The following is a 26,028-nucleotide window of genomic DNA, read 5'->3' on the forward strand; positions in this document are numbered from 1 at the left end:
AAGCCGAAGATCAAGCAACATTTGACGGTGTTTCCGATCTCTGACGAGGAGTGGGGCATCCGAGGAGGAGCTGAAGAGCTCGTTCGTATACGAGCGAAGGGGGACGACGCCGCACGGGTGCTGAGCGCAATGCTTCCTTATCTTGATGGGACCCACGAGACGTCCGAGATCTTCATGGAGCTCGACCGAAAAGGACTATCTGCTGCGACCGCCCGAGCCCTGCTCGAGCGGCTCGAGCGGACCGCGATCCTCGAGCATGCGCTGGACGCCCCGCTCGACGAGGACGAGCAGGACGATCCGGCCATCCGGCGTCAGCGGAGCTTCTTTTCGCGCTTCGCGGACGATGGGGGCCGCGCTTTGCAGAAAAGACTGCAGAGCTCGCGGGTTGGTCTCGTTTGCGACGCAGGGCTCGGCCCGGTCGTCCTCCGGCAGCTCACGCAATCGGGCATCGAAGATGTCCTCGTCTTTCCCGTGCGTCCCGAGCTCGCTCGATGCGAGCTCAGCGTAGCCAGCACGCGGCTATCGTCCGTCGCGCGGGTCGCGGTTCACAGTCTCGATCGTCGACGCATCTGGCCCGATGGCCTCGCGGCGCCCTTGCCGGACCTGTTCATCGTGGCCTTGGCGGCGGACGATCCGGAGCTGCTGGAATCGATGGAAGAATTCTCCTTCGAGAGGAACGTTCCTTGGTTGCTCCTCCAGGTCGATAGCTCGCGCGAGGCGAGCATCGGGCCGTTGTTCGTCCCGCGCGAGTCGGCTTGCTACTCCTGCATGGAAGGCCGGGTGCTCAGCAATCTACGGTTCCCCGGCGAGTACCTCGCTTTTCGCGAGCACCTCCGACGCCAGCAGCATGCGAGCGCCGAGATCGGCGGCCTCGCCGCATTCTATGAGCTCACCGCCGGCATCGCCGTCATGGAAGTGGTAAAATTCATCACCGGGTACAGCGCCCCCCAGCTCGTCGGCAGACTATTGACCGTCGACACGACCACGTGGTCCAGCGAATTTCATGATGTGTTACGGCTACCGCAGTGCCGCTGCCGCCTCGGTCAGGAGACGTTTTTCCCCTGGAAGGAGCCGTGTTATGTCTCACGCCAAGGCAGGTAATCGCAATCGACTGGAGCTACGGGACGTGCCTTGGAGCTCTCCGATGGAGACGGTGCAGAAAGGTGGCCGCCTCGTGTCCCCGCGTACAGGCATCCTCCAGATGATCTGCGCCGGCGTCCATCAACCCGGTGACCCGCACTGCGAATCTTTCGCAGCCGTCGCGAGTGACGCTGCCCGGTTCTCGACGGCGACCAACGCCAGCAAGACCAGCAAGAGCGGTGGAGCGGGGCTGACGATGGACGCGGCGCTGGCGGCCACCATCGGGGAAGCCGTCGAGCGCTACTGCATGAACTTCTACGATAAGCGGGACCTGGTCCTCGATTGCGCCCGGAACCTCAACGACCTCGCGGTGAATCCGACCCTCGTCAGCTTGTTGTCGCGTGAACAGATCGAGAGGAACCCGACGGACTGGGCCTTCTTTGATGAGGACAGCGTCATCCGATGGGCCTGGGGTTACTCGCTCACCCAGGACCGCTGGCGCCTTGTCCCGGCCTGCCAGGTATACCTGAACTACACATTCGACGCGGACGAAGCCGCCATCATGTCCAATGCGTCGAGCGGCCTGGCGGCCGGAAACACGCTCGAGGAGGCGATACTCTCAGGGGTGTACGAGGTGATCGAGCGCGATGCCTTCACGAACGCCTGGCTGCATCGATACGTCGCCCGGCGCGTTCGCGCCAACAGCCCCAGGCTCGAGGAGTTCCTGGCCACGTGCTGCCTCGCCGAGCACCCGTCGATCAACATTTCGCTATTCGATATCACCCTCGATATCCCGGTGTTCTGCTCCTTCGCCGTCATCCAGCGCCCCGCGGAGTTCGGCCCCGTGCTGCTGGTCGGAACAGCGGCTCGCCTGGACCCCGAACGAGCGATCGAGAAGTCGCTGCTCGAGGCCTGCCAGGAGATGGCCTACGTCCGCTATCTCCGAAACGAGATGCAAGATTGGTATCCCAGCGAGGACTTCACCAATGTCACTACATTCGACGAGCACTTTATGGTATACAACCACCGTCCCGAGCTGATCGAGGAGGCCTTCGCCTTCTGCAGGGAAGTCCCCGGGGTCGTCTGCTCTTCCGATCTGCCCAGCCGCTCCACCGGGCGTGTGCTTGGGGATGTGAACAGGGCTGTCAAATTCCTCGACGAGCGAGGGTACGAGGTCATCGTCGTGGATATCACCACGCCGGATATTCAGGACATCGGTTTGCATGTCGTGAGGGTGCTGGTCCCCGGACTCGTGCCGTTGCACGGAGATCACAATCTTCCCTTCCTGGGCGTTCCACGGCTCGACGCACTCCGAGGCTCGCTGGCCGGAGGGCAGCCTGGGCGAACCGGCAGCCATGGATACAACCCTTACCCTCACCCTTTCCCCTGAGGAGTGGCGTGATGAAGGATTTGAAGTTGCTCGCCAAGCTCGGCCAGAACGCGGCCTTCGGACCTCTGGCCTGCCGCACCTCCGGCTACCAGCTCTTTCATGAGAGCAGCAAGTACAACGCCGCCAGCAGCAGCAGGATGGCCATGCTCCAGATCGCCTCGATCCGTCGCGACGAGGAAGTCATGGAGATGCTCAGCAAGCCATGCAAGCTCTATAGCCTGGCCGAGGCGCGCCCGCTGCAGATCCCGGAGGCCCTCAACACGCTGGAGCAATCCATTCATGATCGCCGTTCCGTCCGCCGTTACACCGGCGGGGCGATCTCTTTGGGCGATCTGTCGCGACTGCTCTTCTTCATGTACGGACAGACGCAGAAGGACGGCTGCTTCCGGGCCGTCGCCTCGGGTGGAGCCTTGTACCCGCTGGAGGTCTACGTGTTCGCGTTCCGGGTCGAAGCGCTGGAGCCAGGGCTCTATCACTATGCGCCGCAGCGCCACGGCCTCGACTTCATCCGTCGAGGCGACTACAGAGAGCAGCTGGAGGCCTGCATAACCCTGGAGGGCGTCGAGCTGTCGTCGTCCTGCATGCTCGTCGTGATCTCTGGCGTATTCATTCGATCGACGCTCAAGTACGGTGACCGCGGCTATCGCATGGTGCTGATGGAGTGCGGCGAAGCCGGCCAGAACCTGAGCCTGATGGCGACATCCATGGGCCTAGGCTCCGTGTGGCTCGGTGGATTCATGGATGATCGTCTCAATCGGCTCCTGGAGATCGACGGCGTCGAGGAATCTGCGCTCGCCCCGATGGTCGTCGGCAGGCGCGCGTGACGCTGTCGTCGGAGGAGAGGACCGTGCTTGCGTCTTGGGATCTCCCATGGCTCGAGGGGATGCCCGCTATTTTCTCGCGCAGAGCTCGGCCCAGTTTGCCTGGTGAAGCGCGACCGGCCTCGGAACCGCTGTCCTCGTGGCGCGCGCCGGCGGAACGAGCACCTTGCCGGTCGGATCGAGGACGGCCACGTACACCTCATTCACGCAGTTGCTCGATGGAGCGCATTGGCGCTGATCGTCATCGCGGGAATCGGTCCAGGCGGCGAGGATCCGGCTCTTGTCCGCTGTCGCCCAGAGTCCGTGCGTCCCGCCGGCCGCTTGGCTCAGGAGGACCTGCGGCGCCTGCGCTCCAGGTTCCGACGCAAAGACCAATTTTCGATCCTCGCTCCAAACACGCGTGAGCCGGCTGTTGATCCACGCCGCGGCGCCGAAGCGCGCCGTATGCTGGTCCCAAGGACTGGCCGGCGCGTCGGAGAGCACGCGGAAGTCGGCGGCCGAAAGCTCGAGCGCGTGCAGACCCATGGTATCCCGCGCGATTGCATGATTCACGCCGTTATCGCCAACCACGATGCCCACCCGGTCGCCAAGCGTCCCGAGCGCGACGAGCGTCCCCGTGTCCGCGAGCTTGACCGTGCCGGCGCTCCCCAAAGGCGCACCATCGGCAGCAAGGCGCTGGAGCCGAAGCTCGGGACCACCTTGGTGCCAGGCCAGCAAATAATCGCCGCCGACGGGCTCGAATAACATCTCTCCGCCCGCGAGACCGGCGCTCGACGAAATCGATACCGCGCCCCCCGTGGGCTCGCCATTCAGCCCGAGCGGCCTGAACCTCAATACCTCGTCCCCGCCCACACGGCCTTGCCAAACGATACCCGCGCGGGCTCCGGCGCGCGCCAGCGCGAGAAAAACCGGCCGCCCGGGCTCCGTCGAGATCGTCTTGATCGACCCCGGCCTCGGCGCTCCCTGGCTCGTGTCCACGTACACCAGACGAACGTCGCGGTCCTCCTTGCCACGGGCCGTCGTGAAGGCCACGAGCAGCCCGCCCGGAACGTCCAGCGTCTCGACGAGCCCCAGCCAGTCGTTATCGCTCCGCGCGAGCTCGACGGGCGCCCCGACCGGCTCGCCCCGAGGCCCGAGCTGCTGGGCGAACACGGCCCCGATGGAGCTCGTGTCCCCAGGCCGCACGTGCGTCTCGGTCCGTCGATAGACGAGGAGGTAGCCGTTCTCGCGTGCGACGAGCCGAGAGGGCGTGTTCTCCGCATACACGTGCTGCCTGGCCCGCTCGACCTGCGCGTTGCGGCAGGCCCAGAGCGCCTCATTGCCGCCGCGAATGGTGAGCTCGACAGGGTTCGAGACGAGCGCGAGCGGCGTGGCCCCGGATAGGCCGTCCGCCCGGTAGCGCACGCGTAGCGACACCACGCCGGGCCGGGCGTGATCGAGGACGCGGAACGAAGGCGCCCAGGCGTGCGCGTCGTCGATCTCGAGCTTGCTACGCGCGCCGAGGACGCGTCGATCCTTCGGCTCGATCGGATTCGTGAGACCACACCGCGCGTTGGGCGTGAAGCCCAGCGCGTGCGGCAGCGGCTGGCCTTTGGCATCCGCGAAGACGAGCTCATAGGCGGGCTGTCGCATGCCGCCCCAGGAGCCGTCGAGGGGCGGGACGACGACAGCCGCGTCACCCGAGGCATTGCGGAACGCGAGGTGAAAGTGGAGCTCATCGCCGACGGCGAGGTCGGTGTCGTCCACCGTCAGGACGAGCGAGACGCCCCGCTGCACCTCTTGCGCGGCAACATTTGCAGGGGAAGCGGAGGTGGACTGGGCGAGCGCGTGGTCCGTGCCGCAAGAGCCGAGCGCGAGCAGGGAGAGGAGCACGAAGCGCCGGTGAGCGACGGGGCTTTTGCGTTGCACGAGCGTATGATGCGAGACCACGTGCGCCTTGGCAACGGCCGCATGCGGTCCGGATGGCGATATCCGCCTTCGAGGCGCTGGCCACCGCGGTCCAAGCAATCGAAAGCACGTGAAGATTTCGCCGCGAGGGGGGCGGCGGAAATGCCGCCCTTCCGCTCCCCGAGGGCGCCCCCACGTCCCACCGTCGAGCGGCGTCGAGCACGTGGTCCGGCGTGCGATTGTAGCGGAAATTTAAGGGCGCAGCGCGCCATGGCATCGAGTGACGGCCCGGAGATCGTGGCCCCGACAGACGGCCGGCGAGAACGGCCCCTTCACGGGGAAGCGCATTTCACGGGTAAACGTGTGCCCTGCACCCGTCCGGGAGAGGCAAGCTCGCCGATGTCGAGCGCGGTCAAGGGCTCGAAATCCCTGGGAAGATTGCCGCGCCGTGAAACCAGAGGTGGACGGAATGCCACGCGTGGCGCCGGGGGAGGTAGACTTTCGTGGAGGAGCCTCAGTCCATGCGGTAGCAGCAGACGCAGGGCTTCGTTTTTCGGGTCGACGCCGTCCGCCCTCGTCACCCTCGACGCGGCCCCGGCACTTCATTGCCCTCGACCTCGCCGGGATCGCCGGCCTCGACCTCGACCCCCGCGGCAGGTTGCCCGGTCTTTCTCGTTGATCGCGAATGTCACATCGCGCGGCGTTTTCTACTCCCAAGATCCCTCTTGCGGATCGAACTTGGCGAAAGTTTCCGATCCCAACGCCGTTTCCGAGGCCCATTGCGAAATCTCGAAGATGGCATCGCTCCCTGCCGGGCACGAAAGAAAGAGAGCATAGGGTGTAAAGAGCGCCTCGGCACCGAAGTCGGGCATCGAATACCGACGGCCTCGTTTGGTGTTCTTCTGTTCTTCCCACCCGAAGGCGAGCCGCTCGGTCAGCGCTTCAAGCTCCGCTTCCGTGAAGCGATCGAGGACGTGCTCACCGAGCGCCTCGCGTTCGAGCGCTTCAAGCAGCTGACGTGTCTTCGCTTTGAACTTCGTCTGGACCCGGCGCGGGAGGATGTAAACGGCGTAGCTCATGAGGGTGCATCCTAAAGGAAAATCGTCTTTCGGTTTGACCGGTGGCGGGCCTCTGTTCTTCGGGACACGTAAGAGATGGACTACACAAAGTTCGTCGCGCGCGCAACAAAACCTAGTCTCAGGCCGATGGCGCTTGGGCGAGCTCCGCGAGCCGGACCTTCATTTTGCCGCTCCGCCCCCCGGCATCCGGGAGCGGCGGAAACTGGCTCACGAGCACGGTCACGGCGGCGAGACCTCGGAGGAGATTTCGCCGCTCACCGCGCCGCTTCGATGCCCGGATGCCCGAACCCAGCAAGCACACGAGCAGGGACCGGCGTTCTCCGGAGGTTTCAATCCATCTTTCGGAGCCTTCTCGGCTCCACATTCGGAAGCACGCGAAACCGGCCATTCCCAGCAAAATCTACCACGCGGGGCCCGCCCGAAGCCTGCTGTAGGTGCATCAAACCGCTCGGCTGCCCTTCCGTGCTGACGACAAATCCGAGCGTTGACCAACGCTTTGTCTCGTCCTCGCTGGTATACGGCATCACGACAAGCTCGCAGCCAGCGGCAAAGGTCGTGCATAGCCGGCGGATCACGGCCAGGTCCACATTCCGCTTCCGATAGGCGTCATCGATCGACATCTCTGCGATGTACAACAGATCGCTACCGCGCCCCTGCGCATATTCGTCTTTGAACCAGTCGTCGTCAAAGTAAACCGAATAAATGGTCTCGAATTCCGCGTCCTCCGCATCGAGCGCGTCCAGGAGTGACACGTTCAGGCGCGAGGCTTCCTCAACGTGAATGAGGGCGATCAACACGCTACCAATGTCCTCCTCGTCGTCGTCCTCGCATTCGTCCTTATTGTGGCCGCTCGATTCGTAGACGACGCAATGTAGCCACGTAATGAGGCCCCTGTCTTCGTTCGGCTCGGCGACAGGCAGATTTCCTACGAGACGTAATCCGATCATGGCGCGTTTCTATCCGAAAACGCGCCCTCGTCAACCCGAGAAAAACCACGACGCATCACCCGCTCGACGCATGCACGCTCGCGTCGAGCGGCGCGTCACGTGCTCGCCCGCGTCCAGATTCGCGCCGAGCTGGCGCCCGTGTCATGATGTGACCGCCCGTACGCCGAGGAGCACCCGCCGAGGCACCTCGCGCGAGGGCGTTCCGGGGTTCGTTCATCCGTTCCGGAATCGTCCCGAACCCCCTCGGCGTCTGCATCGCCCTGATACGATGCGGAACGCTCGTCCGCGGGCCTCGTGCTTGCAAGCGCGGCTTCCATGGCGCGCGCCTGCCCGCAAGGACCCCTCCCCAGAAGCCGGTACGGTCTTGCCGGGGTGGTGCTCGGGCTGGTCCTCGGCGCGTTCGGGGGCGCGTGCTCGACGAACGGCGCGCCGCGCCTCGACAGCCGATGCACGCTCGTTCCCGGGCCAAGCTCGGGGCCGCCCGGCGGCGCGGCCCTGAAAGCGGAGACCGTCGCGGACGGGCTCGAAGTGCCGTGGGGAATCGCCTTCCTGCCGAACGGCGACCTGCTCGTGACCGAGCGTCCCGGCCGCGTCCGGCTGCTGCATCAAGGTGGGCTCACGCCGCCCATCCTCGTGCTTTCGGTGGTGCAGGAGGGCGAAGGCGGGCTGCTCGGCGTCGCCGTCGATCCGAAATTCACGCAAAATCGGTATTTTTACATTTACCTGACGGTGCGTGGGTCGGACGGACCCGAGAATCGGATCGAGAGATATCGACTTTCGGACGACAGCGCGAGCGCGACGCGCGACAAGGTGCTCGTCGAGGGGATCCCGGCGAATCGATTCCACAATGGCGGGCGGCTGCGTTTCGGGCCCGACGGGATGCTGTATGCGGGGACGGGGGACGCGCAGCACCCGGATCTCGCGCGGGATCCGAAGAGCCTCGCCGGCAAGCTCTTGCGAATGACGCGGGACGGGGAGGTGCCCGGGGACAATCCGTTCCGCAAGAGCCTCGTGTACCTGAGCGGCGTGCGCAACGTGCAGGCCTTCGCGCTCGCGCCGGGCGGCGAGGTGATCGTCGCGGATCACGGGCCGAGCGGAGAGATGGGCCGAGAAGGGCACGACGAGATCACGCGGGCGCGGGCGGGCGACGATCTCGGGTGGCCCACGTATTACGGTTGCGAGGTGGCGCTCGGCGTGACGGCGCCGTCGCTCGTGTTCGAGCAGGCGACGCCGCCGGGCGGGGCCTTGCTTTACCAGGGCGACGCGATTCGCGAGTGGAAAGGGAGCCTGCTCGTGGCGACGCTCGGCTCGCAGCACCTGCATCGCGTGACGTTCGACAGGGAGGACCCGAGGCGCGTGGAGCACCACGAGGTCTATTTCCAGGGCGAGGGGCCGACGGGGCTCGGGCGGCTCCGCGACATCGTGACGGGGCCCGACGGGGCGCTCTACGTGACGACGAGCAATTGCGACGGCCGCGGCGATTGTCCTCGCGATGGGGACAAGATTTACCGGATTACCCGCTGGTCCCCGCCGCCGGCCCCGCTTCCATCGCCCGAGGGGTGACGTCTTTTTCCTTCCGTGGTGGGAGCGGGCGGGCACTTTTGCTAGGGTCCCGGGGCCGCCGTGTGGATCGCTCGCCCGCCTTTTGCCGTGCTCCTCGCTGCTTCGCTTCTCGGCTGCGTGCAGAGCCCACCCGGCCCGCCGCTCTGCGCCGCGGACGTGCCCTGCGCCGCGGAAGGGGACGCCTGCGTGGTCGGTCGTTGCAGGCCCAAAAAAGACACGCTCGTGACCGCGATGGACGCGCGCCGGCTGTTGCTCTTCCCGGACGCCGTGGCGGTCGTGTCGTCGAAGGGGCCGAGCGGGGGCGGTGAGGCGCTGCCGGAGGCGGTTTCGCTCGGGCGAAGCGCGGCGGGGGATACGTCGCTCCTGCTCCACTTCGAGGTGCCGGTCGCCGAGGTGGGCGAGGTGTCGTCGGCGTTCCTCGTGCTCGAGACGGCGACCGCGTCCGAACCGCCGACGCAGCCGGTGTCGCTCTCGATCGCGCGGATCCTCGAGCCCTGGCGCGCGGATTTCGTCTCGTGGGGGCGGAGCCCGCGTCTCGACGTGGCCGAGAAGGCGGGCACGGTGGGCGTGACGTCGCCGAGCCCCATGCGCATCGACGTGACGCACGTGGTGCAGCGCTGGGCGAAACGGACGGGCGAGGAGCACGGTCTCGCGGTGCTCGCCGATCCGAACGATCCGCGTGGGATCACGTTCTCCCTCGGCGTGGTGGAGAAGCGGGGGCCACGCCTCGAGGTCTACGTACGGTGACGGCGAAGGAGCCGCTCCTCTCGGTCCGCGACCTCGCCGTCTCGTTTGCGACCGCCGAGGGAACGAGCGTGAAGGCGCTCGACGGCGTCTCGTTCGACGTGCCGCAAGGAAAGACCGTGGGGCTCGTGGGCGAGTCGGGCTGCGGGAAGACGGCGACGGCGCTGTCGATCCTGCGGCTCTTGCCCACGCCGAGCGCGCGGATCGATCGCGGCGCGATCCTGTTTCAAGGGGAGGACCTCTTGAAGCTGCCGGAGCGCGCGATGCGGCAGGTGCGCGGCGGCAAAATCGGGATGGTGTTCCAGGAGCCGCTGACGGCGCTCACGCCGGTCTACTCGGTGGGCACGCAGATCATGGAGGCGATCCGCCTTCACGAGCGCATGTCCCGCAAGGAGGCGCGGGCCCGCGCGAGCGCGTTGCTCCACCGTGTCGGTTTTCCCCGGCCCGACGAGCGCTTCGACAGCTACCCGCACGAGCTCAGCGGCGGCATGCGGCAGCGCGTCCTGCTCGCGATGGCGCTCGCCGCGCCGCCGCGGCTGCTCGTCGCCGACGAACCCACGAGCGCGCTCGACATGGCGCTGCGCGCGCAGATCATGGCGCTGCTCGCGGATCAAGCGCGCGAACTCGGGATGAGCTTGCTCGTGATCACGCACGACCTGCCGTTCGTCGCGGAGATCGCGCACGAGATCGTGGTGCTCTACGCGGGGAAGGTGGTGGAGTCGGGGCCTCCTTCGCGGGTGCTCTCGTCGCCGCGGCATCCGTACACGCGAGCCCTCGTGCGCAGCGTGCCGCCAGCGGGCTCGTTCCGGACGCGCGGAGAGAAGCGGAAGGCGCTGCCGACGATCGAAGGATCGCTGCCGGATCCGCGCGGCGTTTCGCGTGGATGTGCGTTCGCGCCGCGCTGCCCCGAGGTGATGGATCGGTGCCGCGAGGAGGCGCCGCCGCTCGTCACGGTGGGAAGCGAGCGCGACGCGGTCCGGTGTTTCCTGCATGGAGGCGCGGCATGAGCGGAGGCGGACCGGACAAACCTCGCTCGGGCAAACCGCTGCTCCAGGTCGAGAAGCTCTCGACGTTGTTCCCCGTGCGGCAGGGGTTCTTCAAGGCGCCGAAGTTCTTGCACGCGGTCGACGGGGTGAGCTTCTACATCCGGCCGGGCGAGACGCTGGGGCTCGTCGGCGAGTCGGGCTGCGGCAAGAGCACGCTCGGACGCACGGTGCTGCGCCTCGTCGAGCCCACGCTCGGGCGCATCGTGTTCGACGGGCAAGACATCACGCGCCTCTCCGAGCGCGCGATCCGGCCGCTGCGCCGGCGCATGCAGATCGTCTTTCAGGACCCGTACTCATCGCTCAACCCGCGCATGACGGTGCGTGAGATCGTCGGCGAAGGGATCGCGGCGCTCCGGCTCGCGAAGACGCCGCGCGAGGCCGACGAGACCGTGGAGGAGATGGTCGCGAAGGTGGGGCTCGGCCGCGAGGCGCTCGATCGCTACCCGAACGAGTTCTCGGGCGGGCAGCGGCAACGCATCGCGATCGCACGAGCGCTCGCGGTGCGTCCCGATTTCGTCGTCTGCGACGAGCCCACGAGCGCGCTCGACGTGTCGGTGCAGGCGCAGATCCTGAACCTGCTCGAACGGCTGCAGGACGAGCTCTCCGTGAGCTACCTGTTCATCTCGCACGATCTGCGCGTGGTGAGCTACATGAGCCACCGCATCGCGGTGATGTACCTCGGCCGCATCGTGGAGATGGGGCCGGCGCGCGAGGTGGCGGAGCGGCGGCTACACCCGTACACGCGCGCGCTCTTCGGGGCGCTGCCGCGCGAGGACGGCGATCCGCGGCCGCGTCGCGTGCTCTGGGGCGAACCGCCCGGCCCGCTCGAACCGCCGCGCGGGTGCGTCTTCCAATCGCGCTGCCAGAAAGCCGAGAAGGGGCGCTGCGACGTCGAGGCGCCGGACCTCACGGAGATCGTTCCCGGGAGCCACCACCGCGTGGCCTGCTTCCATCCCGAAGCGAGCGAGATGCCGGCGCCATGGCCGAGCGCGAGGCCCTCGATCCCGGCGGGGGGCCCGCCGAGCGAAGGCTGACGCTAGACGCCGATGCGCTCCGACGACTCGGCGTCCTCGATGCGGATGTCGGGCGACGGCAGCTCGAGCTCTTCGCAGGCGAGGACGGCTTCGAGCTTGATCGGATTGGCGATCGTGGGGGTTTGTCCGACCGTGAGCGCCTCGACGACGGCGCCTAGGGTCCAGCGGCCGAGGGACGAGAGGCGCACCTCGTCGCCCGCGACCTGGAGTGTGTCGCGAAGGTCCTCGTGCTGGTGAAGGAGCTCGTCGGCGGCCGGACCGAGCACCATGCGGGCCGTGCGCACGACGCGGCGGAGCACGCTGTTCCAGGCGGTGATCGTCTCCTCGTCGGTAGCGTCGTCGAGGATGTCGAGGCCCACGGGCAGGCGCGCGAGGCGGTCGATGTAGCGATGGAGCAACGCGCCGCGCAGCAGGCGGCCGTGCTGCGGGGCGATGATCTCGACGGGCGGATCGAGGGCGCGGATCGCGTCCATCGCGCGGGTGAGGACGCGGTTCGTCGGCATGTACGTCTGGTGGAAGGCGCGGATGCCGGCCCAGTCGCTCTCGTCGGCCCAGAGCCCGCGCGCCTCGATCGGCGTGAGGCCGCCGAAGAGGTCACCCGTGAAGAGCACGCGCGTCTCGGGATCGTAGAGCATCACCGCGCCGCGGAAGTGGCAGAAGGGGCTCGGGACGGGGAGCATCGTGTGGCCCGTGGGCACGTCGAAGCCGCGGGGAAAACGGGCCGTGTCGACGTAGCGCTCGGGCGGCAGGTTGAAGTGCACGATGAGGCGCCACGTGGCCTCGGAGCAGACGATCGCGGCGCCCGGCGCGTAGCGGGCCGAGATCACGGCGGCGCTCGAGCCGACGTCCGGATCCTGGTGGTTGATGAACAGCGCCGAGAGCTTGTTCATCCCGCCGATGAGCGTGCCGATCTTGGCCGAGACGACGGCGAAGTCGGAGCTCGATCCGGGGTCGACGAGCAGGTGGAAGGGGCCTGCCTGTTCGAAGCCGGGCTTGGGGCGGAATACGCGCAGGTACGGGTTCGCGTGGAAGATGCTCTTCGGGTCACGCTTGCCGACCCAGAACGTGTCCTTGGCGATCTCGATGGGCGAGACCACCTCGGGCCGGTCTTGCTGCTGGGGCGGCGTGGGGCGCTGGCCCGGCGGGCTCGCGGCGGGCGAGAGGGGGCCGCTCGTGCCACGCGAGGGCGTGAGCTGGCCGAGCGGCGCGTGAGGCGCGAGGGGCACGTGCGGCGCGTGCGGCGCGTGCGGTGCGTGCGGCGCGTGCGGTGCGAGGGACGACGCGGAGTCCGGCGGCGTAGGCAACGTGGGCGGCTGCGTGCGCGTGCCGGCCATCGCGATGGTGGCAGGCTCCGAGCTCGTGCCGATCCTCGGCTCCACGAGTGCTTTGCCGTGCAAGCGATGGGCGTCGGGTGTGTTTCCGGGCGAGACGCGCGTGGTCGGTTGCAGCGCGTCGGCGACGGCGGCGCGCATCGTGGCGGCGTCCTGAAAGCGGTTCGCCTTGTCGAACTGGAGGGCCCGATCGACGAGCTCGATCACGGCGCGGGGCAGGGAGGGCGCGACGAGCGCGACCGAGCCGACGGGCTTCGTGGCGGCCATGATCAGGCTGCCGGTGAGGTTCTGCGCGTCGTGCACGAGGCGGCCCGAGAGGAGCGTGTACAGCGTCGCGCCGACGGCCCAGAGGTCGCTCGTGGCGTCGACCTCGTTCCAGTCGCCGCGCGCCTGCTCGGGGGGCATGAAGCCCGGCGTGCCCATGGTCGTGCCGAAGCTCGTCACGATGCGGCCTTGCTGGACCGCGGGCTCGAGCGCGCGCGCGAGGCCGAAATCGAGGACCTTGATGGTGCCGGCCTGCGTGAGGAAGATGTTCTCGGGCTTGAGATCGCGGTGCAGGATGCGCTTTTCGTGGGCGGCGACGAGCACGTCGAGCACGGCGTGCGCGAGCGTGAGCACCTCGTGCGTGGGGAGCTTGCCGCCGCAGCGCTGGGCGATACGGTCGTAGGTCTCGCCTTCGAGCAGCTCCATCACGAGGAAGGCGACGCCGTCGTCGGTCTCGTCGTCGTCGAGGATGCGGACGACGCCGGGGTGGCCGACGGCGTTCGCGGCATAGCCCTCGTGGTGGAACCGGGCGCGGATCGCGGGCTCGGCGGCGAGGTCCGGGTGGAGGACCTTCACGGCCGCGCGGTTCTTGTTGCGGTGCGTGGCCGCGTAGACGGCCGCCATGCCGCCCACGCCGAGCAGCATCTCGAGCCGCCACTTCCCCTTCAGAAGCGTCCCGATGCGCGCCTCTGCGCGATCTCGATTCGCCCGTTCCATGGCGATCATGCGGTCGTTTTCCCCACGGGAACCTCCGCGACCGGCATTGCCGAAAGCACCGGAGTCGAGAGAAATCTAAGGTAGCACGGACACATGCGCCGGGCGAGACGATAGCGAGCGCAATGGTGCGTCACACCATTGACGTTGGCTCGTCAAAAGGAGGTCACGCATTGCGTCGAGGGGGAGACGACCCGGGGCGCGTGTCGTCGGACCATGGAGGACAAACGCGCTCACCCCGGGAAGGAGGTGAGCGCGTGAGGGGTCCGATCAGGCCTGGGCCACCGGCTCTTCTTCGTCGCTCTCGTCGGCGGCATCATCCGCGGCCGGAACGACGCCCGTCCCGAGCTGCGACAGGATCTGCGTGCGCCACGAGATCAACGTCTGCGCGCGGCGGCCCGCGGTCGAATCCGACAGCCCGCTGAGCTTCACGATGTTCTTCGTGATCGTGTCCTGCGTGGGGGGCTTGTCGGTGAGGATCCCGGGGGCGATCGCGCCGATGATTTCGCTGTCCTGGATCGACTTGCGGAACGACTCGCGCTCCTCGGCGCTCCCGGCCGGGTCATTGCGGAGTGCGTTGCCGAGCTCGGTGGTCCCGAACCCGCCGCCCTCTTCCTCCACGAGGAACCCGAGCACGCGGGCGGTGTGGAGTCCGTAGAGCACGTGGCGGGGGTTGATCCCGGTGCGGTCGGAGACGTCAGCCTTCGATTTCGAGCCATCGGCGACCGCATCGATGATGCGGCGGACGTTTTCGAGGCTGTCTGCTTGCGGAATGTCTTTGCTTTCGAGGCGACGACGAGCGGTCGGCATGTTGAGGGGACGGAGTCTACATGCAGACCGGCGACCTTTCCGCCAAAAATTTGCCCGAACGTGTCGAGCGCGCGCGGAAAGGCCCCCGAGCCGCTGGAACCACGTGACGAGGCTGCCTCCGCGGGGGCATGATCGAAGTTTTTTGGCGCAGTTGACGTGTTTTGGATTACCTGCCTCGCGGGGAAGCGAGGTCAGCGGAGGGCGCGCATGGCGCGGGGAGGGAGACGCGACCGTACGGACGAGCTGATGGAGGCTCGACGCGCCGCATGGTTCGTCCTGTTGCAACTACGGGCCACATGCGCCCGCGCGCGTGGCGAAGGAATTGTTTGGAGGACCAACCATTGGCGCCGGCGAGCGTGACCGCTCGTCGACGATCTTCACAACACGAGCGCAGGCCCGTTCATCCGCGTGATCGACTCGCCGCCCGAGAGGCGCAAGTCCCGCACGAACACTGTGTCCGTATCCGCCGCGTCTTGCCCGAGCACCACCGTCGTGCCCGTCTCCGTCCGCACGACGACCTGATCGAGCGGCGCGAGGAAGCTCCGTCCCTCGCTCGCCGACACCACCCGCAGCCAGGGCGCCGTGTCGGCCCCGCGCTTCGCGATCCACGCCGCGATCGGCGTCGCAGGGATCCCCGCCGGCAGGGCCGTGTAGACCCACGGCGCATCCGCGGGCACGTGGAAGGTCGTCTCGGTGGAGCCCGACACGATCCGCACGATCCCCTCCGAGGGCACGAGATGCAGCCGCACCGGGAGCTCGTTCGCCATGCTGCTCGTCGTCGTGATCTCGGCGGACACGATGCGGCCGCTCACGTCGAGCGTCACGTCCTCGACCACCTGCCGCTCGGCCCCGCTCGCGAGCATGAGGCGCGTCTCGCCATGCAGCTTCTCGATGCCGTCCGGTCCGAGCGAACGCCAGGTTTGACCGGTCGAGCCGCGCTTGCCCGCGAAGGCGTGCGTCGACTCCGCCGTTCCCTTTGATGGTTCCTTCGAGTCCCCCGCGCCCGCGGGTGCATCGCACGCGCTCGTGAGCGAGGCGGCGGCGACGATCGATACGGCGGCAAACAGCATCTGCGAAGTGCGCATCAGGAAGGCCCTCCGTCGGTCCGTTCATGGGGATCGACGGAGCACCCCGGCGCGTGTGACGAAAAAAGTTCAGCGTGTACAGCCGAGCCGCGTCGACCGTTCGCGCGCCTCGTCCGCCGTCACGCTCCGCGGCCGCGCGCGCCCCCATCGATCGAGCACCGTCCGGTACGACGCACACGCGCCGCGTGTGTCCCCCGACGCTTCGAGCGCCTGTCCGAGCCACAGATGCGCGCGCGTGTGCGCGATCGGAAAACTCAGCGCCGAGCAGCTCCCGGCCGCCTGCGTGAGCCAGCGTTTCGCCTCGTCGAGCCGACCGCCGAGCATGAACGTGACGCCGGCCGACGCGCCCACCAGCGTGCCCGGTACGTACGGCGGCAGCGGGCCGTGCTCCGCGAGCGCCGCGAGCGCGTCGCGCGCGTCCTCTCCCTGGATCGTCGTGGCCGCCCAGCCGTGCAGCCACAGATAACTGCGCGCCGCCGGCGTCGCGCGGGACGACCACTCCGCGAGCCACGCGCGCCGCCGCGACGCGAGCCCCTCACGCGTGATCACGCCCGCCTTCCGCGCCGTCACGAGCAGCGCGGGCGTCGCGTCGTTCGAAAGGGCCGAGTCCTCCGCGCTCGGATCCGGCTCCCACGCGCCCTGACGATCCAGATAGTCGAGCGCCACGGCCCCGGCCTCCGCGTGTTTCCCCGACTCGATCAGGAGCTCCGCGACCGCGCGCGCCGCGATCCCGTGATCGTTGCGCCGCGCGCTGCCCTCCGCTCGCTTTCCGAGCGCCCGGGCGTGTTCGAGCGCCGCCTCGAAGTCACCGTAGAGCGCGGCCTTGCGCATCGCGCCCACGACGAGCACGCGACTCTGCACGAGCTCCGCCGTTCCCTTCGGCAACTCGTTCACCTGTTTGCCCGCGTGACGCAGCGCCTCCTCCACCGTCGCGCTCGGCTCGCCGCGTGACGCGAGCGCGTCGGCGAGCAGCGGGTACGAGAGGTGCGCCTGCGCGCCGCGCGCGATCATCTGCCGCGCCGACGACTCCATCGCGGCGCAACGCCCCGCATACCCTTCGAGGCGCGCGCGGTACGACAGGCACGCCATCGCATCCGGCGCGACCTCGAGGCACCGATCGATGGCCTTCTGCGCCTCGTCGAATCGGCCGCGGTACGCCTCGAAGACGGCGAGCGAGCTGAGCGCCCGGGCGAACTGCGGGTCGAGCTCGATCGCGCGCTTGAGGTGCTGGATCGCCGCTTGAAAGTCGTCGAAGTTGCCGCGGCCGAGCGCCAGGAAGTACCAGAGCTGCGCGTCGCCCGGGTGGTCTTTGATCATCACGCCGAGCCTGCGGCTTGCCTCGGCCCAGTCCGCGGGCTCGCGCTGCACGACCGGCTCGATCGCGTCGAGCAGCGCGCGGTCCCGCGGCGAGAGCGCGTCACTCTTCGCCCGCGCTTGCCGGAAGCTCTCGCGGACGCCGTCGAGGTGCTGCGCCATTCCGATCGCCGCGTACTGCACGTGCGCCGAGGCGAGGGCCGGATCGAGCGTGATCGCCCGCTGGAAATCCGGCCCCCACGAGCCGCCCGCGCGGAACGATTCGAGCCCCGCGCGATAGGCTGCGCGCGCTTCCTCGCTTTGCGACGCCGAGCTCGGCAGATCCGTCGCGACCACCGGCACGAGCGCGTTCGCAGCGGCGACACGCGTGCTCGCCGAGGGCTCCTCCAGCGGCGCCGCGGCCCTCTCGCTCCGGATCTTCGACGCCCCGATCGCCGCGACGAGCATCAAGACGAGCACCACGAGCGCGGCCGGGGCCAAAAAGCGCGTCATCCCCGGCTTTCGTGCGTCGTGATCGAGTGCGAGCTCCTTCGCGATCGCTCCGGCGTTCTCGTACCGCGCGTACGGCTCTTTTTGCAGGCACCGGAGCGCCACGCGTTCGAGGTCTGGATCCACGCCCGCGCGGATCGTCGACGGCAGCGTCGGCTCCGATCCTTCGATCGACGCGAGCACCGTGGCCGCGTTTTTACCGACGAACGGCCGCTTCCCCGTCAGCATCTCGTAGAGCATCACGCCGAACGAGAAGACGTCGCTCCGCGCGTCGACCGGTTTTCCGCGCGCTTGCTCGGGCGACATGTAGCTCGGCGTGCCGATGATCGCGCCGTCGGCCGTCGCGACCGACACCGGATCGATCTCCATGTGCGTCGCTTTCGCCAGCCCGAAATCGAGCAGGATCACCCGGCCGTCGGCCTCGATCATCACGTTCTCGGGCTTCATGTCCCGATGCACGAGGCCACGACCGTGCGCCTTCGCGAGCGCGCGGGCGAGGTCCCTCGCGACGCGTCGCGCCTCGTCGAGCGGCAGCGCCGGCGCGTCCTTCGGCCTCGCGTCGAGCCGCTCGCGCAGCGTCGAACCGCGCACCCGCTCCATCGCGATGAACGCCCGACCGCAATCCTCGCCGACGTCGTAGATCGCCACGACACCCGCGTGTCCGAGCGCCGCGGCTGCGCGCGCCTCGCGCAGGAGCCGACGCTTGCGCTCCTCGTCCTCCGACAGGAGCACCTTCAGCGCGACTTCGCGGCCGAGTGTCGGATCCGTCGCGGCGAACACCACGCCCATGCCGCCGCGACCGATCTCTTCGCGCACGACGAATCGCCCCACGCGCTCGCCCGGTCGTGGCAACGTCGCCGGTGCGCCCGGCGCGCTCCGTGAAGGGATCCGTGCGATTTTCGCCAGGAAAGGATCAGGCGTGATCGCCCCGTCGCCGTCTTCGGACGAGGACGACAGGGACGTGTCGTCTTCGTCGTCGTCGACGTCCCGCCGCACGTCACTCGTGCGTCCGGACAAGGGCTCGCCTGGCATGGACCGCCGCGAGCATACCATCCGCGAGCGCCGTTTCGCGCGGGAGAGCACTTCCCAAGCGCCGGCGGGGCGGGCAAGATGACCGTGCCCGCGCGCTGCCCCAAGGCTCGGGCCTCACGTCGCATGGACGCGGACAAAAGGCGCACAATCGATGCAGACATCCGCCGCCTCGCCGAGGGCGGGGACATCGGCGCCGCCACGTCCGTCGCCTTGCGCGCCTACGGCCCCGAGATCTTCGAGTTCGTCGCGGCGCTCCACCGCAACGAGACCGACGCCGCGGAGGTATTCTCCCTTTTCGCCGAGAAGCTCTGGAAAAGCCTGCCGAGTTTTCGCTGGGACGCCTCCTTCCGCACCTGGGCGTATGCCGTGGCGCGCACGTCGTCCCTCGATTTTCGCCGCGCCGAGAAGCGCCGCGCCGCGCGGGTCGTGCCCTTGCCGGAGGGCTCTCAGCTTTCGGCGATCGAGGCCGAGGTCCGCACCGTCACGCGCTCGTACCTCCGCACCGAGCGACGCGATCGTTTCGCCGAGCTCCGGGCGCGCCTGCCGCCCGAGGAGCAGGAACTCCTCATGCTGCGCGTCGATCGACAGCTCTCGTGGGACGACCTCGCCGTCGTGCTCCACGGCGAGGACGCGCCGCCGCTCGGGGCGGACGAACGCAAACGTGTCGCCGCGCGCCTGCGCAAGCGCTTCCAGCACCTCAAGGAAAAGCTCTACGAGATGGGGCGGCGCGAGGGGCTCGTCGGGGATGACAGCTAGCGAAGAAAGGTCTTTCGCGCCGCGCCCTCGCCTGCTATCGCACGCGGCGAGATGAGCCGCATCTACCGCACCCTTCCTCCGCCGGGCACTGCGCTCGGCATTGCATTCTCCGGGGGCCTCGACACGCGCACGGCCGTGGCCTGGCTCTCGCGCCAGGGCCTCCGCGTCCATTGTTATACCGCCGATCTCGGCCAGCCGGACGAGAAGACCCCGGCGGACATCCCGCCCGTCGCGCTCACGCACGGCGCCGCGGCGGCGCGGCTCGTCGATTGCCGCGAGTCCATGGCGCGGGAAGGCATCATCGCCATCCAGTGCGGCGCGTTCCACCTCTCGACCGCCGGCCGCAAATATTACAATACGACGCCCCTCGGCCGCGCCGTCACCTCGACGGCCATCGTCCGCGCGATGCGCGAGGAGGGCGTGCACGTCTTTGGCGACGGCAGCACGCACAAGGGCAACGACATCCAGCGGTTTTACCGTTATGGCGTGCTCGTCGATCCCGAGCTCAAGATCTACAAGCCCTGGCTCGACCAGAAGTTCGTCGACGCCTTCGGTGGCCGCACCGAGATGGCCCAGTATCTCGATTCGATCGGCATGCCGTACCCGATGGGCACCGAGAAGGCGTACAGCACCGACGCGAACGTCCTCGGCGCGACGCACGAGGCGAAGGACCTCGAGTTCCTCGACAAGGGCATGACGATCGTGAACCCCATCATGGGCGTGCCGTTCTGGCGCTCGGACGTCGCGATCGCCGAGGAGGAGGTCACGGTCGAATACGCCGAGGGCGTGCCCGTCGCGCTGAACGGCGCACGATTCTCGTCGCTGTTCTCCCTCATCGTCGCGGCGAACGAAATCGGCGGGCGGCATGGACTCGGGATGAGTGATCAGATCGAGAATCGCGTCATCGGCGCGAAGAGCCGCGGCATTTACGAGGCGCCCGGCATGGCGCTGCTCCACATCGCCTACGAGCGCCTGCTCTCCGCGACGCACAACGAGGACACGACCGACCTCTACGTCACGCTCGGCCGCCGCCTCGGCCGCCTCCTCTACGAGGGCAAGTGGTACGACCCCGAGGCGATGATGCTGAAGGAGTCGCTCGCCCGCTGGGTCGCGACGCCGATCAGCGGCATCGTGCGCCTCTCGCTCCGCCGCGGCGACGATTACACGATCCTCGAGACCCGCGCGGAGAAGAGCGCGTATGCGCCCGAGAAACTCTCCATGGAGAAGACCGAGGCCGCGTTCACGCCCGAGGATCGCATCGGCGCCCTGGAGATCCAGAACCTCGCCGTCTCGGACAACCGCACCCTCCTGCTCCATTATGCCGATCGTCTCGGCCGCCTCACCGGTCCTTCGGCGTCGTCCTTCGGCGACGTCCTCGGCGAGGGGGAGGGCGGGCCGAAGCGCCTCTCCTGAGGGGATACGGCGCCGCTTGTCGCCGCGCGGGCGTGTTGGTAGCTTCACCTGTCCTCGATGCTGCTGCCACGCCCCGAGCTCCTCGAACCCGAGACCCTCTTCCACGGCCGGTATCGGGTGATCCGGCCGATCAAGTCCGGCGGCATGGGCACGGTCTACGAGGTCGTCGACGAGAAGACCTCGAGCCGGCGCGCCCTCAAGGTCATGCTGCCGAATCTCGTGTCGAGCGAGGAGGGCCGCAAGCGCTTCGAGCTCGAAGCGCGGGCGACGGGCGCGATCGAGAGTGATCACATCGTCCGGATCGTCGACGTCGGCATCGATCCCGGCACCGAGCTGCCGTTCCTCGTGATGGAGCTGCTCCGCGGTCGCGACCTCGGGGCGATCCTCGATCAGGGCATCCGGCTCACCGTCGAGGACGTGCTCCGTTATCTCGCGCAGACCGCGCTCGCCCTGGACAAACTCCATGCCGCGGGTGTCGTCCACCGCGATCTCAAGCCCGAGAACGTCTTCGTCTCGTGGCGCGACGACGGCACGCCTTGCGTCAAGGTCCTCGATTTCGGGGTCGTGAAGACGGAGGATCCTGTCGTCGCCGGCATCACGACGCGCGGCATCCTCGGCACGCCGATCTACATGGCGCCCGAGCAGGTCGAGGCCTCGCGCGACATCGGGCCCGCGGCCGACATTTATGCCCTCGGCCAGCTCGCCTACGAATTGCTCGTCGGCGAGCCTTACTGGTCCGAGGAGCTCGAGCGTGACGGCTCGCCCATCCTGCTCGCGGCCGACATCTCCGCCGGCCCGCGCGAATCGCCGGAGGCGCGGGCCAAGCGCCGCAAGCGCGTCGACCTCCCTGCCGGATTCGATTCCTGGTTCGCCGGCGCGACCGCGAAATCGGTGGAGGCCCGTTTTCCGCGGGCGACGTTGGCCATCGCGGCCCTCACGGATCTCGTGCGCGAGAGCGCGCGGCCGTCGGTGGAGCAGGTTCCATCGGCCAAACCCAAGTCATCGGCTTCGCGCTCGGCGGCGGCTCCGCCTCCGGCGCGCGAGGTCGCGAAAAAGGGATTTCTGGTCACGGTGGATGGCGCGACGAACGTGGTCCGCGTCGACGTGTGGGGGTTCTGGGACCTCGGGGACGGGAAGGGGTACTGGGAGGAATTCGAGCGCAAGACGAGGCCGCTCCTCGGCAAACCGTGGTACGTCCTGGCAAACATCTCGAATTTCCCCCCCCAGAAGCCCGAAGTGAGCGCGTTCATCGAGAAGACGATGACCCACGCGCGCCAGCATGGCCTCGTGCGCGCGGCGAACCTCATCAGCAGCGCGCTCGGGCGCATGCAGATTCAGAGGCTTTCCGTCGAGACGGGGCTACCGGTGTATTCGTTCTTCACGACGGAGGGCGAGGCATTGCGGTGGCTGCTCACGGGGAAATGAGCGCCGGATCCTGACGTACGCGCGTGAAGGTCTCACGCGGCCTTCGGGCGCATCTCGTCGAACCACGCGCGCGCTTTCGCCTGCGTCTCGAAGAAGCGGTGAGCGATCTTCGCGCCCGTGAGGGAGCTCGTCGCGCGAATGATGAGATCGAGCACCACGCGGACGGGGGCAGGTGCGCCCACGTACGCGACGAAATGCGGGGGGAGGTTCCGGGACCGATCACGCAGCTCGTGCCGCGATCCGGGGCTGAATCCGCCCGCGTCGGAAATGTCGCACAGGACGAAGAGCCGGCCCCGCGCGAGCAATCGTTCGTCCGTCAAGCGCGCGAGCGCCGCCATCTCGCCGGGCAGGATCGGCCCGTGGAACTCCATCACGAGGAGATCGCCGGGCTCGAATCGTACATAGTGCCGGCCGACCCACGTCTCCTCGACGCTCATCGGCCGATCGTGCCCGAACGCGCGCGTGGCGTCCAGTTTGGCTCACGTATCACGCGAAAGGGACGGGATCGGGGCGATGGACGCCGCATTGCCTCTCCCGGTGCGTGTAAAGCTGGACAGTCGGGTGCGTCACGCGGTAACATCCCTTTCGCCATGAAGAACCGGAATTCCTTCGTTGGCAGGGGGCTCGAGGGTACGCGGCGGCGCTTTCGCCGGGCATTCCGCGGCGTGACGCTGGTCGAGGTGCTCATCGTCATCGCGATCATGGCGATCATCTCGTCGGGCGCGACGTACCTCGTGTTTCCCGAGTACAAGAAGGCGCGCATCCGGAGCGCGCTCATCGGCGCGTCCGTGATCAAGACGGCGGCCCAGATGTACGTCGAGCTCGATTTGCAAGGCGCCACCGAAGATTGCCCGACCATCGAGGAGCTCGTGGTCGCCGGGAAGATCGACGGAAAGAAAACGGACGATCCCTGGGGCGTCCCGTACAGAATCCTGTGCGCAGGGAAGGAGATCAACGTCATCTCCTGCGGCAACGATCGAAAGCCGGATACGGAGGACGACGTATGGGACGATTTCAAACCGGCTGAGCTGGATCGATTGAGCGCCCTTTGATGCGCTCGCCGACGGATCGCTACGCGCCGACGCAGGAACGGCCCAAGGCCCCGCCTTCGAACCTCGTCCCCACCTCAGCGGCCGCCCGCTCGCCCGATTCGAGCGCCCCCTCCATGTAGCCCGTCCATTCCGTCGCCGTCTCGGTGCCGGCCCAGTGGATTCGCCCCGCCGGCTCGCGCAGCGCGCGCCCGGCGCCGGTCATCACCCCGGGCCCCATCACCCCAACGGGACAGCCGCGCGTCCATGCCTCCGTCGACCAGTCGAATTCGACGTATTCGCTCGGTCGGAGCGCCCGCTCGCCGAACATACGCCCGAGGCTCCCGAGCACCACCGCGCGCCGCTCCTCCGGAGGCCTCTCCGAAAAGACGCGCGCCTTCTGCCCCACGACAAACCCCAGCAGCGAATGCACCGCGCCGTCGTGCGAGCCATTGTCGAACACGACCGACATCGGCCCCGTGCTCGTCACGGCCTCCCCCGAGAGCCCCGCCTCGCGCCAGAAAGGTCGATCGTAGACCGCGATGCATTTCACCGTGGAGCCCATCGGCATGCGTTGCGTGAGCTGGTCTCGCACGACGGGCAGGAGCGGCCTATATTCGATGCGGCCCGCGAGCGCCGGAGGGACCGCGACGATCACGTACTGCGCGCGCACCGCAATCTCGTCCGACGTCACGACCACGCCGCGCCCATCCTGCTCGATGCGCCGCGCCGGCGCGGAGAGCACGACCGCGTCATCGAGCCGCGCCGCGAGCCGGATCGAGAGCTGCTGCGCGCTGCCCACGAAGCGCCGCTCCTGCGCCCCGCCCTCGATTTCGACGAGGCGCATGAGCCCGCCGCCCGCGCGCAGGTACGCGAGGAAATACAGCATCGAGATCTCGCGCGGCTCCGCGCCGAACACCACGCGCACCGCCGCGTCGAAGAGCTCGCGCACGTCGCTGCGCGTGATGAGCTGCCTGGCTGCGGTTTCGAGCGTATCTTCGTCCCACGCCGATGCCTCCGCCGCCGCGAGCGGCCTCCCCTCGGGCAGCCGCGCCGCGAGCGCGTCGAGCTTGCGCAAAGCGAAGTGCAGCGCGACGAGCCCCGGCACCGGCAGCGAGGGAATGGTCCCCGAATACGTCGAGACCCGCCCGTCCCGCAGCAAGACTTTTTGCCCGGAATGGTACGTCGGAAACGTCGCGACCCCGAGCTCGGCGGCGAGGCGCCCCAGGCGGCGTTGCCCCGCGCCGAGCCATTGCCCTCCGAGATCGAGGACACGGCCCCCGATCTCCCGGCCCAGCGTGCGCCCGCCGACGCGATCCCGCGCTTCGAGCACCACGACACGTTTTCCCATGCGGGTCAGCGCGTCCGCCGCCGAGAGGCCCGCGAGGCCGGCGCCGACGATGACGACGTCGGCCTCGTGTTCTTTCTGGAAAGGGGCCATGGCCTCGCCGCTCCGATCAGAGTCGCTCGAGGACGACCGCGATCCCCTGCCCGCCGCCGATGCAGGCGCTGCCCACCGCGATCTGCTTGCCCGTGCGGCGCAGCGTGTGGACGAGGTGCGCCGTGATGCGCGCGCCCGAGGCGCCGAGCGGGTGGCCGAGCGCAATGGCCCCGCCATTGACGTTCGCCTTCTCCAGCGGAATCCCGAGCTCCTTCTGCACCGCGAGCCATTGCGGCGCGAACGCCTCGTTCACGTCGAAGAGGTCGACTGCGTCGAAAGAAATCCCCGCGCGCTCGAGGGCCTTCGGAATGGCGGCCGCCGGGCCGATGCCCATGATCGAGGGATCCACGCCCGCCGACGCCCATTGCAGGAGCCTCGCGAGCGGCGTCCAGCCCTTCTCGCGCGCCTTTTCCGCCGTGGTCACGACGAGCATCGCCGCGCCGTCACAGATGCCGCTCGCATTGCCGGCCGTGACCGTGCCGTCCTTCTTGAAGACGGGCGCGAGCTTCGCCAGCGCCTCCGGCGTCGATTGCGGCCTCGGGTGCTCGTCCACCGCGAACGAGACCGGCGGCGCCCCGCGCTTGCCCGGCAGCTCGATCGGCGCGATCTCGTCCTTGAACGCGCCCGCCTCGTTCGCCGCGGCCCAGAGCTTCTGGCTGCGGAGCGCATATTCGTCACATTCGGCGCGCGAGATGTTGTATTTCGCCGCCAAATTTTCGGCCGTGATGGCCATCGGCGAATTCACGTAGCTATCGGTGAGCGCGCTCCAGAGCGAATCCTCGAGCGCCGGGGCCTTGCCGAACGCGAAGCCTTCGCGCCCGCCGCGGAGCACGTGCGGCGCCTGCGACATGTTCTCGGTGCCGCCCGCGAGCACCACGTCGGCGTCGCCGAGCAGGAGGAGCTGGGCCGCCTGCACGACCGCCTCGAACCCCGAGCCGCAAAGCCGGTTCACCGTGAGCGCCGGGACCTCGATGGGCACGCCCGCCTTGAGGCCGATGTGGCGCGCGCAGTAGATGGCGTCGGCGCTCGTCTGCATGACGTTGCCGACGACGACGTGTCCGACGTCGGTCGGCGCCGCGCCGGCCTGCGCGAGGGCAGCCTTGGCCGCGTGCGCCGCGAGATCGTTCGCCGTGACACCCTTGAGCGCGCCATTCATCGTCCCGAACGCGGTGCGCTTCGCGCCCACGATGACGATGTCCTTGCTGAGCTTGGCCATGTTTTCTCCGTGCATGTCCTGTGAGGGCCGGGAGCATGCGCCGGACTTTCGTGCCGGGCAAGTCCCCTAGAACATCGATCGGTTTGCAACCGCTCGCTCTCGTTCGAGCGCAAGAAATG

The 26,028-nt window shown here is 68.2% G+C and carries 21 protein-coding genes; 11 read left to right on the forward strand and 10 right to left on the reverse strand.

Going from position 1 to position 26,028, the window contains the following annotated elements; translation table 11 throughout:
* The first annotated feature begins 129 nt into the window (after positions 1 to 129).
* From KEG57_RS20560 to KEG57_RS20570, 3 genes are read left to right on the forward strand one after another with little or no spacing between them, the layout of a single operon-like run.
* Positions 130 to 1,101, forward strand: a complete 972-nt coding sequence (locus KEG57_RS20560; RefSeq protein WP_272421241.1) for a TOMM precursor leader peptide-binding protein — start codon at positions 130 to 132, stop codon at positions 1,099 to 1,101.
* Between the two features lie 43 nt (positions 1,102 to 1,144).
* On the forward strand, positions 1,145 to 2,470 hold the full coding sequence (locus KEG57_RS20565; RefSeq protein WP_272421240.1) for a YcaO-like family protein: 1,326 nt from the start codon (positions 1,145 to 1,147) through the stop codon (positions 2,468 to 2,470).
* An 11-nt stretch (positions 2,471 to 2,481) separates the two neighbouring features.
* The gene (locus tag KEG57_RS20570) at positions 2,482 to 3,294 is read left to right on the forward strand and encodes a SagB/ThcOx family dehydrogenase (RefSeq protein WP_272421239.1); all 813 of its coding nucleotides are present in this window, start codon (positions 2,482 to 2,484) and stop codon (positions 3,292 to 3,294) included.
* 66 nt (positions 3,295 to 3,360) lie between these two features.
* Here KEG57_RS20570 and KEG57_RS20575 read toward each other — a convergent pair whose 3' ends face one another.
* From KEG57_RS20575 to KEG57_RS20585, 3 genes are all read right to left on the reverse strand, one after another.
* Positions 3,361 to 5,199, reverse strand: a complete 1,839-nt coding sequence (locus KEG57_RS20575; RefSeq protein WP_272421238.1) for a hypothetical protein — start codon at positions 5,197 to 5,199, stop codon at positions 3,361 to 3,363.
* Between the two features lie 686 nt (positions 5,200 to 5,885).
* Positions 5,886 to 6,257, reverse strand: coding sequence for a hypothetical protein (locus KEG57_RS20580; RefSeq protein ID WP_272421237.1), 372 nt, complete (start codon positions 6,255 to 6,257; stop codon positions 5,886 to 5,888).
* A 329-nt stretch (positions 6,258 to 6,586) separates the two neighbouring features.
* The gene (locus tag KEG57_RS20585) at positions 6,587 to 7,204 is read right to left on the reverse strand and encodes a hypothetical protein (RefSeq protein WP_272421236.1); all 618 of its coding nucleotides are present in this window, start codon (positions 7,202 to 7,204) and stop codon (positions 6,587 to 6,589) included.
* Between the two features lie 372 nt (positions 7,205 to 7,576).
* Between KEG57_RS20585 and KEG57_RS20590 the strand changes: the two genes are divergently transcribed.
* The 4 genes from KEG57_RS20590 to KEG57_RS20605 are packed head-to-tail and all read left to right on the forward strand — an operon-like array spanning position 7,577 to position 11,591.
* Entirely contained in the window at positions 7,577 to 8,767 is a 1,191-nt protein-coding gene (locus KEG57_RS20590) for a PQQ-dependent sugar dehydrogenase (protein ID WP_272421235.1), read from the forward strand.
* 60 nt (positions 8,768 to 8,827) lie between these two features.
* The gene (locus KEG57_RS20595; protein WP_272421234.1) at positions 8,828 to 9,514 is read left to right on the forward strand and encodes a DNRLRE domain-containing protein; all 687 of its coding nucleotides are present in this window, start codon (positions 8,828 to 8,830) and stop codon (positions 9,512 to 9,514) included.
* On the forward strand, positions 9,511 to 10,518 hold the full coding sequence (locus KEG57_RS55650; protein WP_272458713.1) for an ABC transporter ATP-binding protein: 1,008 nt from the start codon (positions 9,511 to 9,513) through the stop codon (positions 10,516 to 10,518). Before KEG57_RS20595 ends, KEG57_RS55650 begins: the two co-directional genes overlap by 4 nt.
* Positions 10,515 to 11,591 (forward strand): ABC transporter ATP-binding protein, encoded by a 1,077-nt coding sequence (locus KEG57_RS20605; protein ID WP_272421232.1) that lies wholly within the window; start codon positions 10,515 to 10,517, stop codon positions 11,589 to 11,591. The genes KEG57_RS55650 and KEG57_RS20605 overlap by 4 nt, the downstream gene beginning before the upstream one ends.
* A 2-nt stretch (positions 11,592 to 11,593) precedes the next feature.
* On the opposite strand, the gene KEG57_RS20610 is transcribed toward KEG57_RS20605, so the two are convergent.
* The 4 genes from KEG57_RS20610 to KEG57_RS20625 form a co-directional block, all read right to left on the reverse strand.
* Positions 11,594 to 13,903, reverse strand: a complete 2,310-nt coding sequence (locus KEG57_RS20610; RefSeq protein WP_272458714.1) for an oxygen-binding di-iron domain-containing protein — start codon at positions 13,901 to 13,903, stop codon at positions 11,594 to 11,596.
* A 267-nt stretch (positions 13,904 to 14,170) separates the two neighbouring features.
* Positions 14,171 to 14,710, reverse strand: coding sequence for a hypothetical protein (locus KEG57_RS20615; protein ID WP_272421230.1), 540 nt, complete (start codon positions 14,708 to 14,710; stop codon positions 14,171 to 14,173).
* 377 nt (positions 14,711 to 15,087) lie between these two features.
* Positions 15,088 to 15,795 carry a hypothetical protein gene (locus tag KEG57_RS20620; RefSeq protein ID WP_272458715.1) on the reverse strand — a complete coding sequence of 236 codons (708 nt, stop codon included), beginning with the start codon at positions 15,793 to 15,795 and terminating at the stop codon, positions 15,088 to 15,090.
* A gap of 69 nt (positions 15,796 to 15,864) precedes the next feature.
* Positions 15,865 to 18,615 (reverse strand): protein kinase domain-containing protein, encoded by a 2,751-nt coding sequence (locus KEG57_RS20625; RefSeq protein ID WP_272458716.1) that lies wholly within the window; start codon positions 18,613 to 18,615, stop codon positions 15,865 to 15,867.
* A gap of 138 nt (positions 18,616 to 18,753) precedes the next feature.
* On the opposite strand from KEG57_RS20625, the gene KEG57_RS20630 reads away from it, so the two are divergent.
* From KEG57_RS20630 to KEG57_RS20640, 3 genes are read left to right on the forward strand one after another with little or no spacing between them, the layout of a single operon-like run.
* Complete coding sequence (locus KEG57_RS20630; protein ID WP_272421227.1) at positions 18,754 to 19,386, forward strand: RNA polymerase sigma factor; 633 nt, start codon at positions 18,754 to 18,756, stop codon at positions 19,384 to 19,386.
* Positions 19,387 to 19,437: 51 nt separating this feature from the next.
* Positions 19,438 to 20,799 (forward strand): argininosuccinate synthase, encoded by a 1,362-nt coding sequence (gene argG, locus KEG57_RS20635; protein WP_272421226.1) that lies wholly within the window; start codon positions 19,438 to 19,440, stop codon positions 20,797 to 20,799.
* A gap of 57 nt (positions 20,800 to 20,856) precedes the next feature.
* Positions 20,857 to 22,224, forward strand: coding sequence for a serine/threonine-protein kinase (locus tag KEG57_RS20640; RefSeq protein WP_272458717.1), 1,368 nt, complete (start codon positions 20,857 to 20,859; stop codon positions 22,222 to 22,224).
* 32 nt (positions 22,225 to 22,256) lie between these two features.
* On the opposite strand, the gene KEG57_RS20645 is transcribed toward KEG57_RS20640, so the two are convergent.
* Positions 22,257 to 22,661: a hypothetical protein gene (locus tag KEG57_RS20645; protein ID WP_272458718.1), complete on the reverse strand. Its 405-nt coding sequence runs from the start codon at positions 22,659 to 22,661 to the stop codon at positions 22,257 to 22,259.
* Positions 22,662 to 22,814: 153 nt separating this feature from the next.
* Between KEG57_RS20645 and KEG57_RS20650 the strand changes: the two genes are divergently transcribed.
* Positions 22,815 to 23,276 (forward strand): type II secretion system protein, encoded by a 462-nt coding sequence (locus KEG57_RS20650; RefSeq protein WP_272458719.1) that lies wholly within the window; start codon positions 22,815 to 22,817, stop codon positions 23,274 to 23,276.
* Between the two features lie 19 nt (positions 23,277 to 23,295).
* Here the strand turns inward: KEG57_RS20650 and KEG57_RS20655 are convergent, their stop codons facing one another.
* Positions 23,296 to 24,693, reverse strand: coding sequence for a flavin monoamine oxidase family protein (locus KEG57_RS20655; protein WP_272421222.1), 1,398 nt, complete (start codon positions 24,691 to 24,693; stop codon positions 23,296 to 23,298).
* 16 nt (positions 24,694 to 24,709) lie between these two features.
* Positions 24,710 to 25,909 carry an acetyl-CoA C-acetyltransferase gene (locus KEG57_RS20660; RefSeq protein ID WP_272421221.1) on the reverse strand — a complete coding sequence of 400 codons (1,200 nt, stop codon included), beginning with the start codon at positions 25,907 to 25,909 and terminating at the stop codon, positions 24,710 to 24,712.
* Positions 25,910 to 26,028: the final 119 nt, after the last annotated feature.

The organism is Polyangium jinanense (assembly GCF_028435365.1).

Bases quoted from the DNA above. Each gene is read 5' to 3' on its own strand.
- KEG57_RS20655 (WP_272421222.1), bottom strand. From the start codon at position 24,693: ATGGCCCCTTTCCAGAAAGAACACGAGGCCGACGTCGTCATCGTCGGC.
- KEG57_RS20580 (WP_272421237.1), bottom strand. From the start codon at position 6,257: ATGAGCTACGCCGTTTACATCCTCCCGCGCCGGGTCCAGACGAAGTTC.
- KEG57_RS20570 (WP_272421239.1), top strand. From the start codon at position 2,482: ATGAAGGATTTGAAGTTGCTCGCCAAGCTCGGCCAGAACGCGGCCTTC.
- KEG57_RS20560 (WP_272421241.1), top strand. From the start codon at position 130: ATGCTTCCTTATCTTGATGGGACCCACGAGACGTCCGAGATCTTCATG.
- KEG57_RS20620 (WP_272458715.1), bottom strand. From the start codon at position 15,795: ATGCGCACTTCGCAGATGCTGTTTGCCGCCGTATCGATCGTCGCCGCC.
- KEG57_RS20610 (WP_272458714.1), bottom strand. From the start codon at position 13,903: ATGGAACGGGCGAATCGAGATCGCGCAGAGGCGCGCATCGGGACGCTT.
- KEG57_RS20565 (WP_272421240.1), top strand. From the start codon at position 1,145: ATGGAGACGGTGCAGAAAGGTGGCCGCCTCGTGTCCCCGCGTACAGGC.
- KEG57_RS20660 (WP_272421221.1), bottom strand. From the start codon at position 25,909: ATGGCCAAGCTCAGCAAGGACATCGTCATCGTGGGCGCGAAGCGCACC.
- KEG57_RS20605 (WP_272421232.1), top strand. From the start codon at position 10,515: ATGAGCGGAGGCGGACCGGACAAACCTCGCTCGGGCAAACCGCTGCTC.
- argG (WP_272421226.1), top strand. From the start codon at position 19,438: ATGAGCCGCATCTACCGCACCCTTCCTCCGCCGGGCACTGCGCTCGGC.
- KEG57_RS20650 (WP_272458719.1), top strand. From the start codon at position 22,815: ATGAAGAACCGGAATTCCTTCGTTGGCAGGGGGCTCGAGGGTACGCGG.
- KEG57_RS20615 (WP_272421230.1), bottom strand. From the start codon at position 14,710: ATGCCGACCGCTCGTCGTCGCCTCGAAAGCAAAGACATTCCGCAAGCA.
- KEG57_RS20645 (WP_272458718.1), bottom strand. From the start codon at position 22,661: ATGAGCGTCGAGGAGACGTGGGTCGGCCGGCACTATGTACGATTCGAG.
- KEG57_RS20640 (WP_272458717.1), top strand. From the start codon at position 20,857: ATGCTGCTGCCACGCCCCGAGCTCCTCGAACCCGAGACCCTCTTCCAC.
- KEG57_RS20585 (WP_272421236.1), bottom strand. From the start codon at position 7,204: ATGATCGGATTACGTCTCGTAGGAAATCTGCCTGTCGCCGAGCCGAAC.
- KEG57_RS20630 (WP_272421227.1), top strand. From the start codon at position 18,754: ATGGACGCGGACAAAAGGCGCACAATCGATGCAGACATCCGCCGCCTC.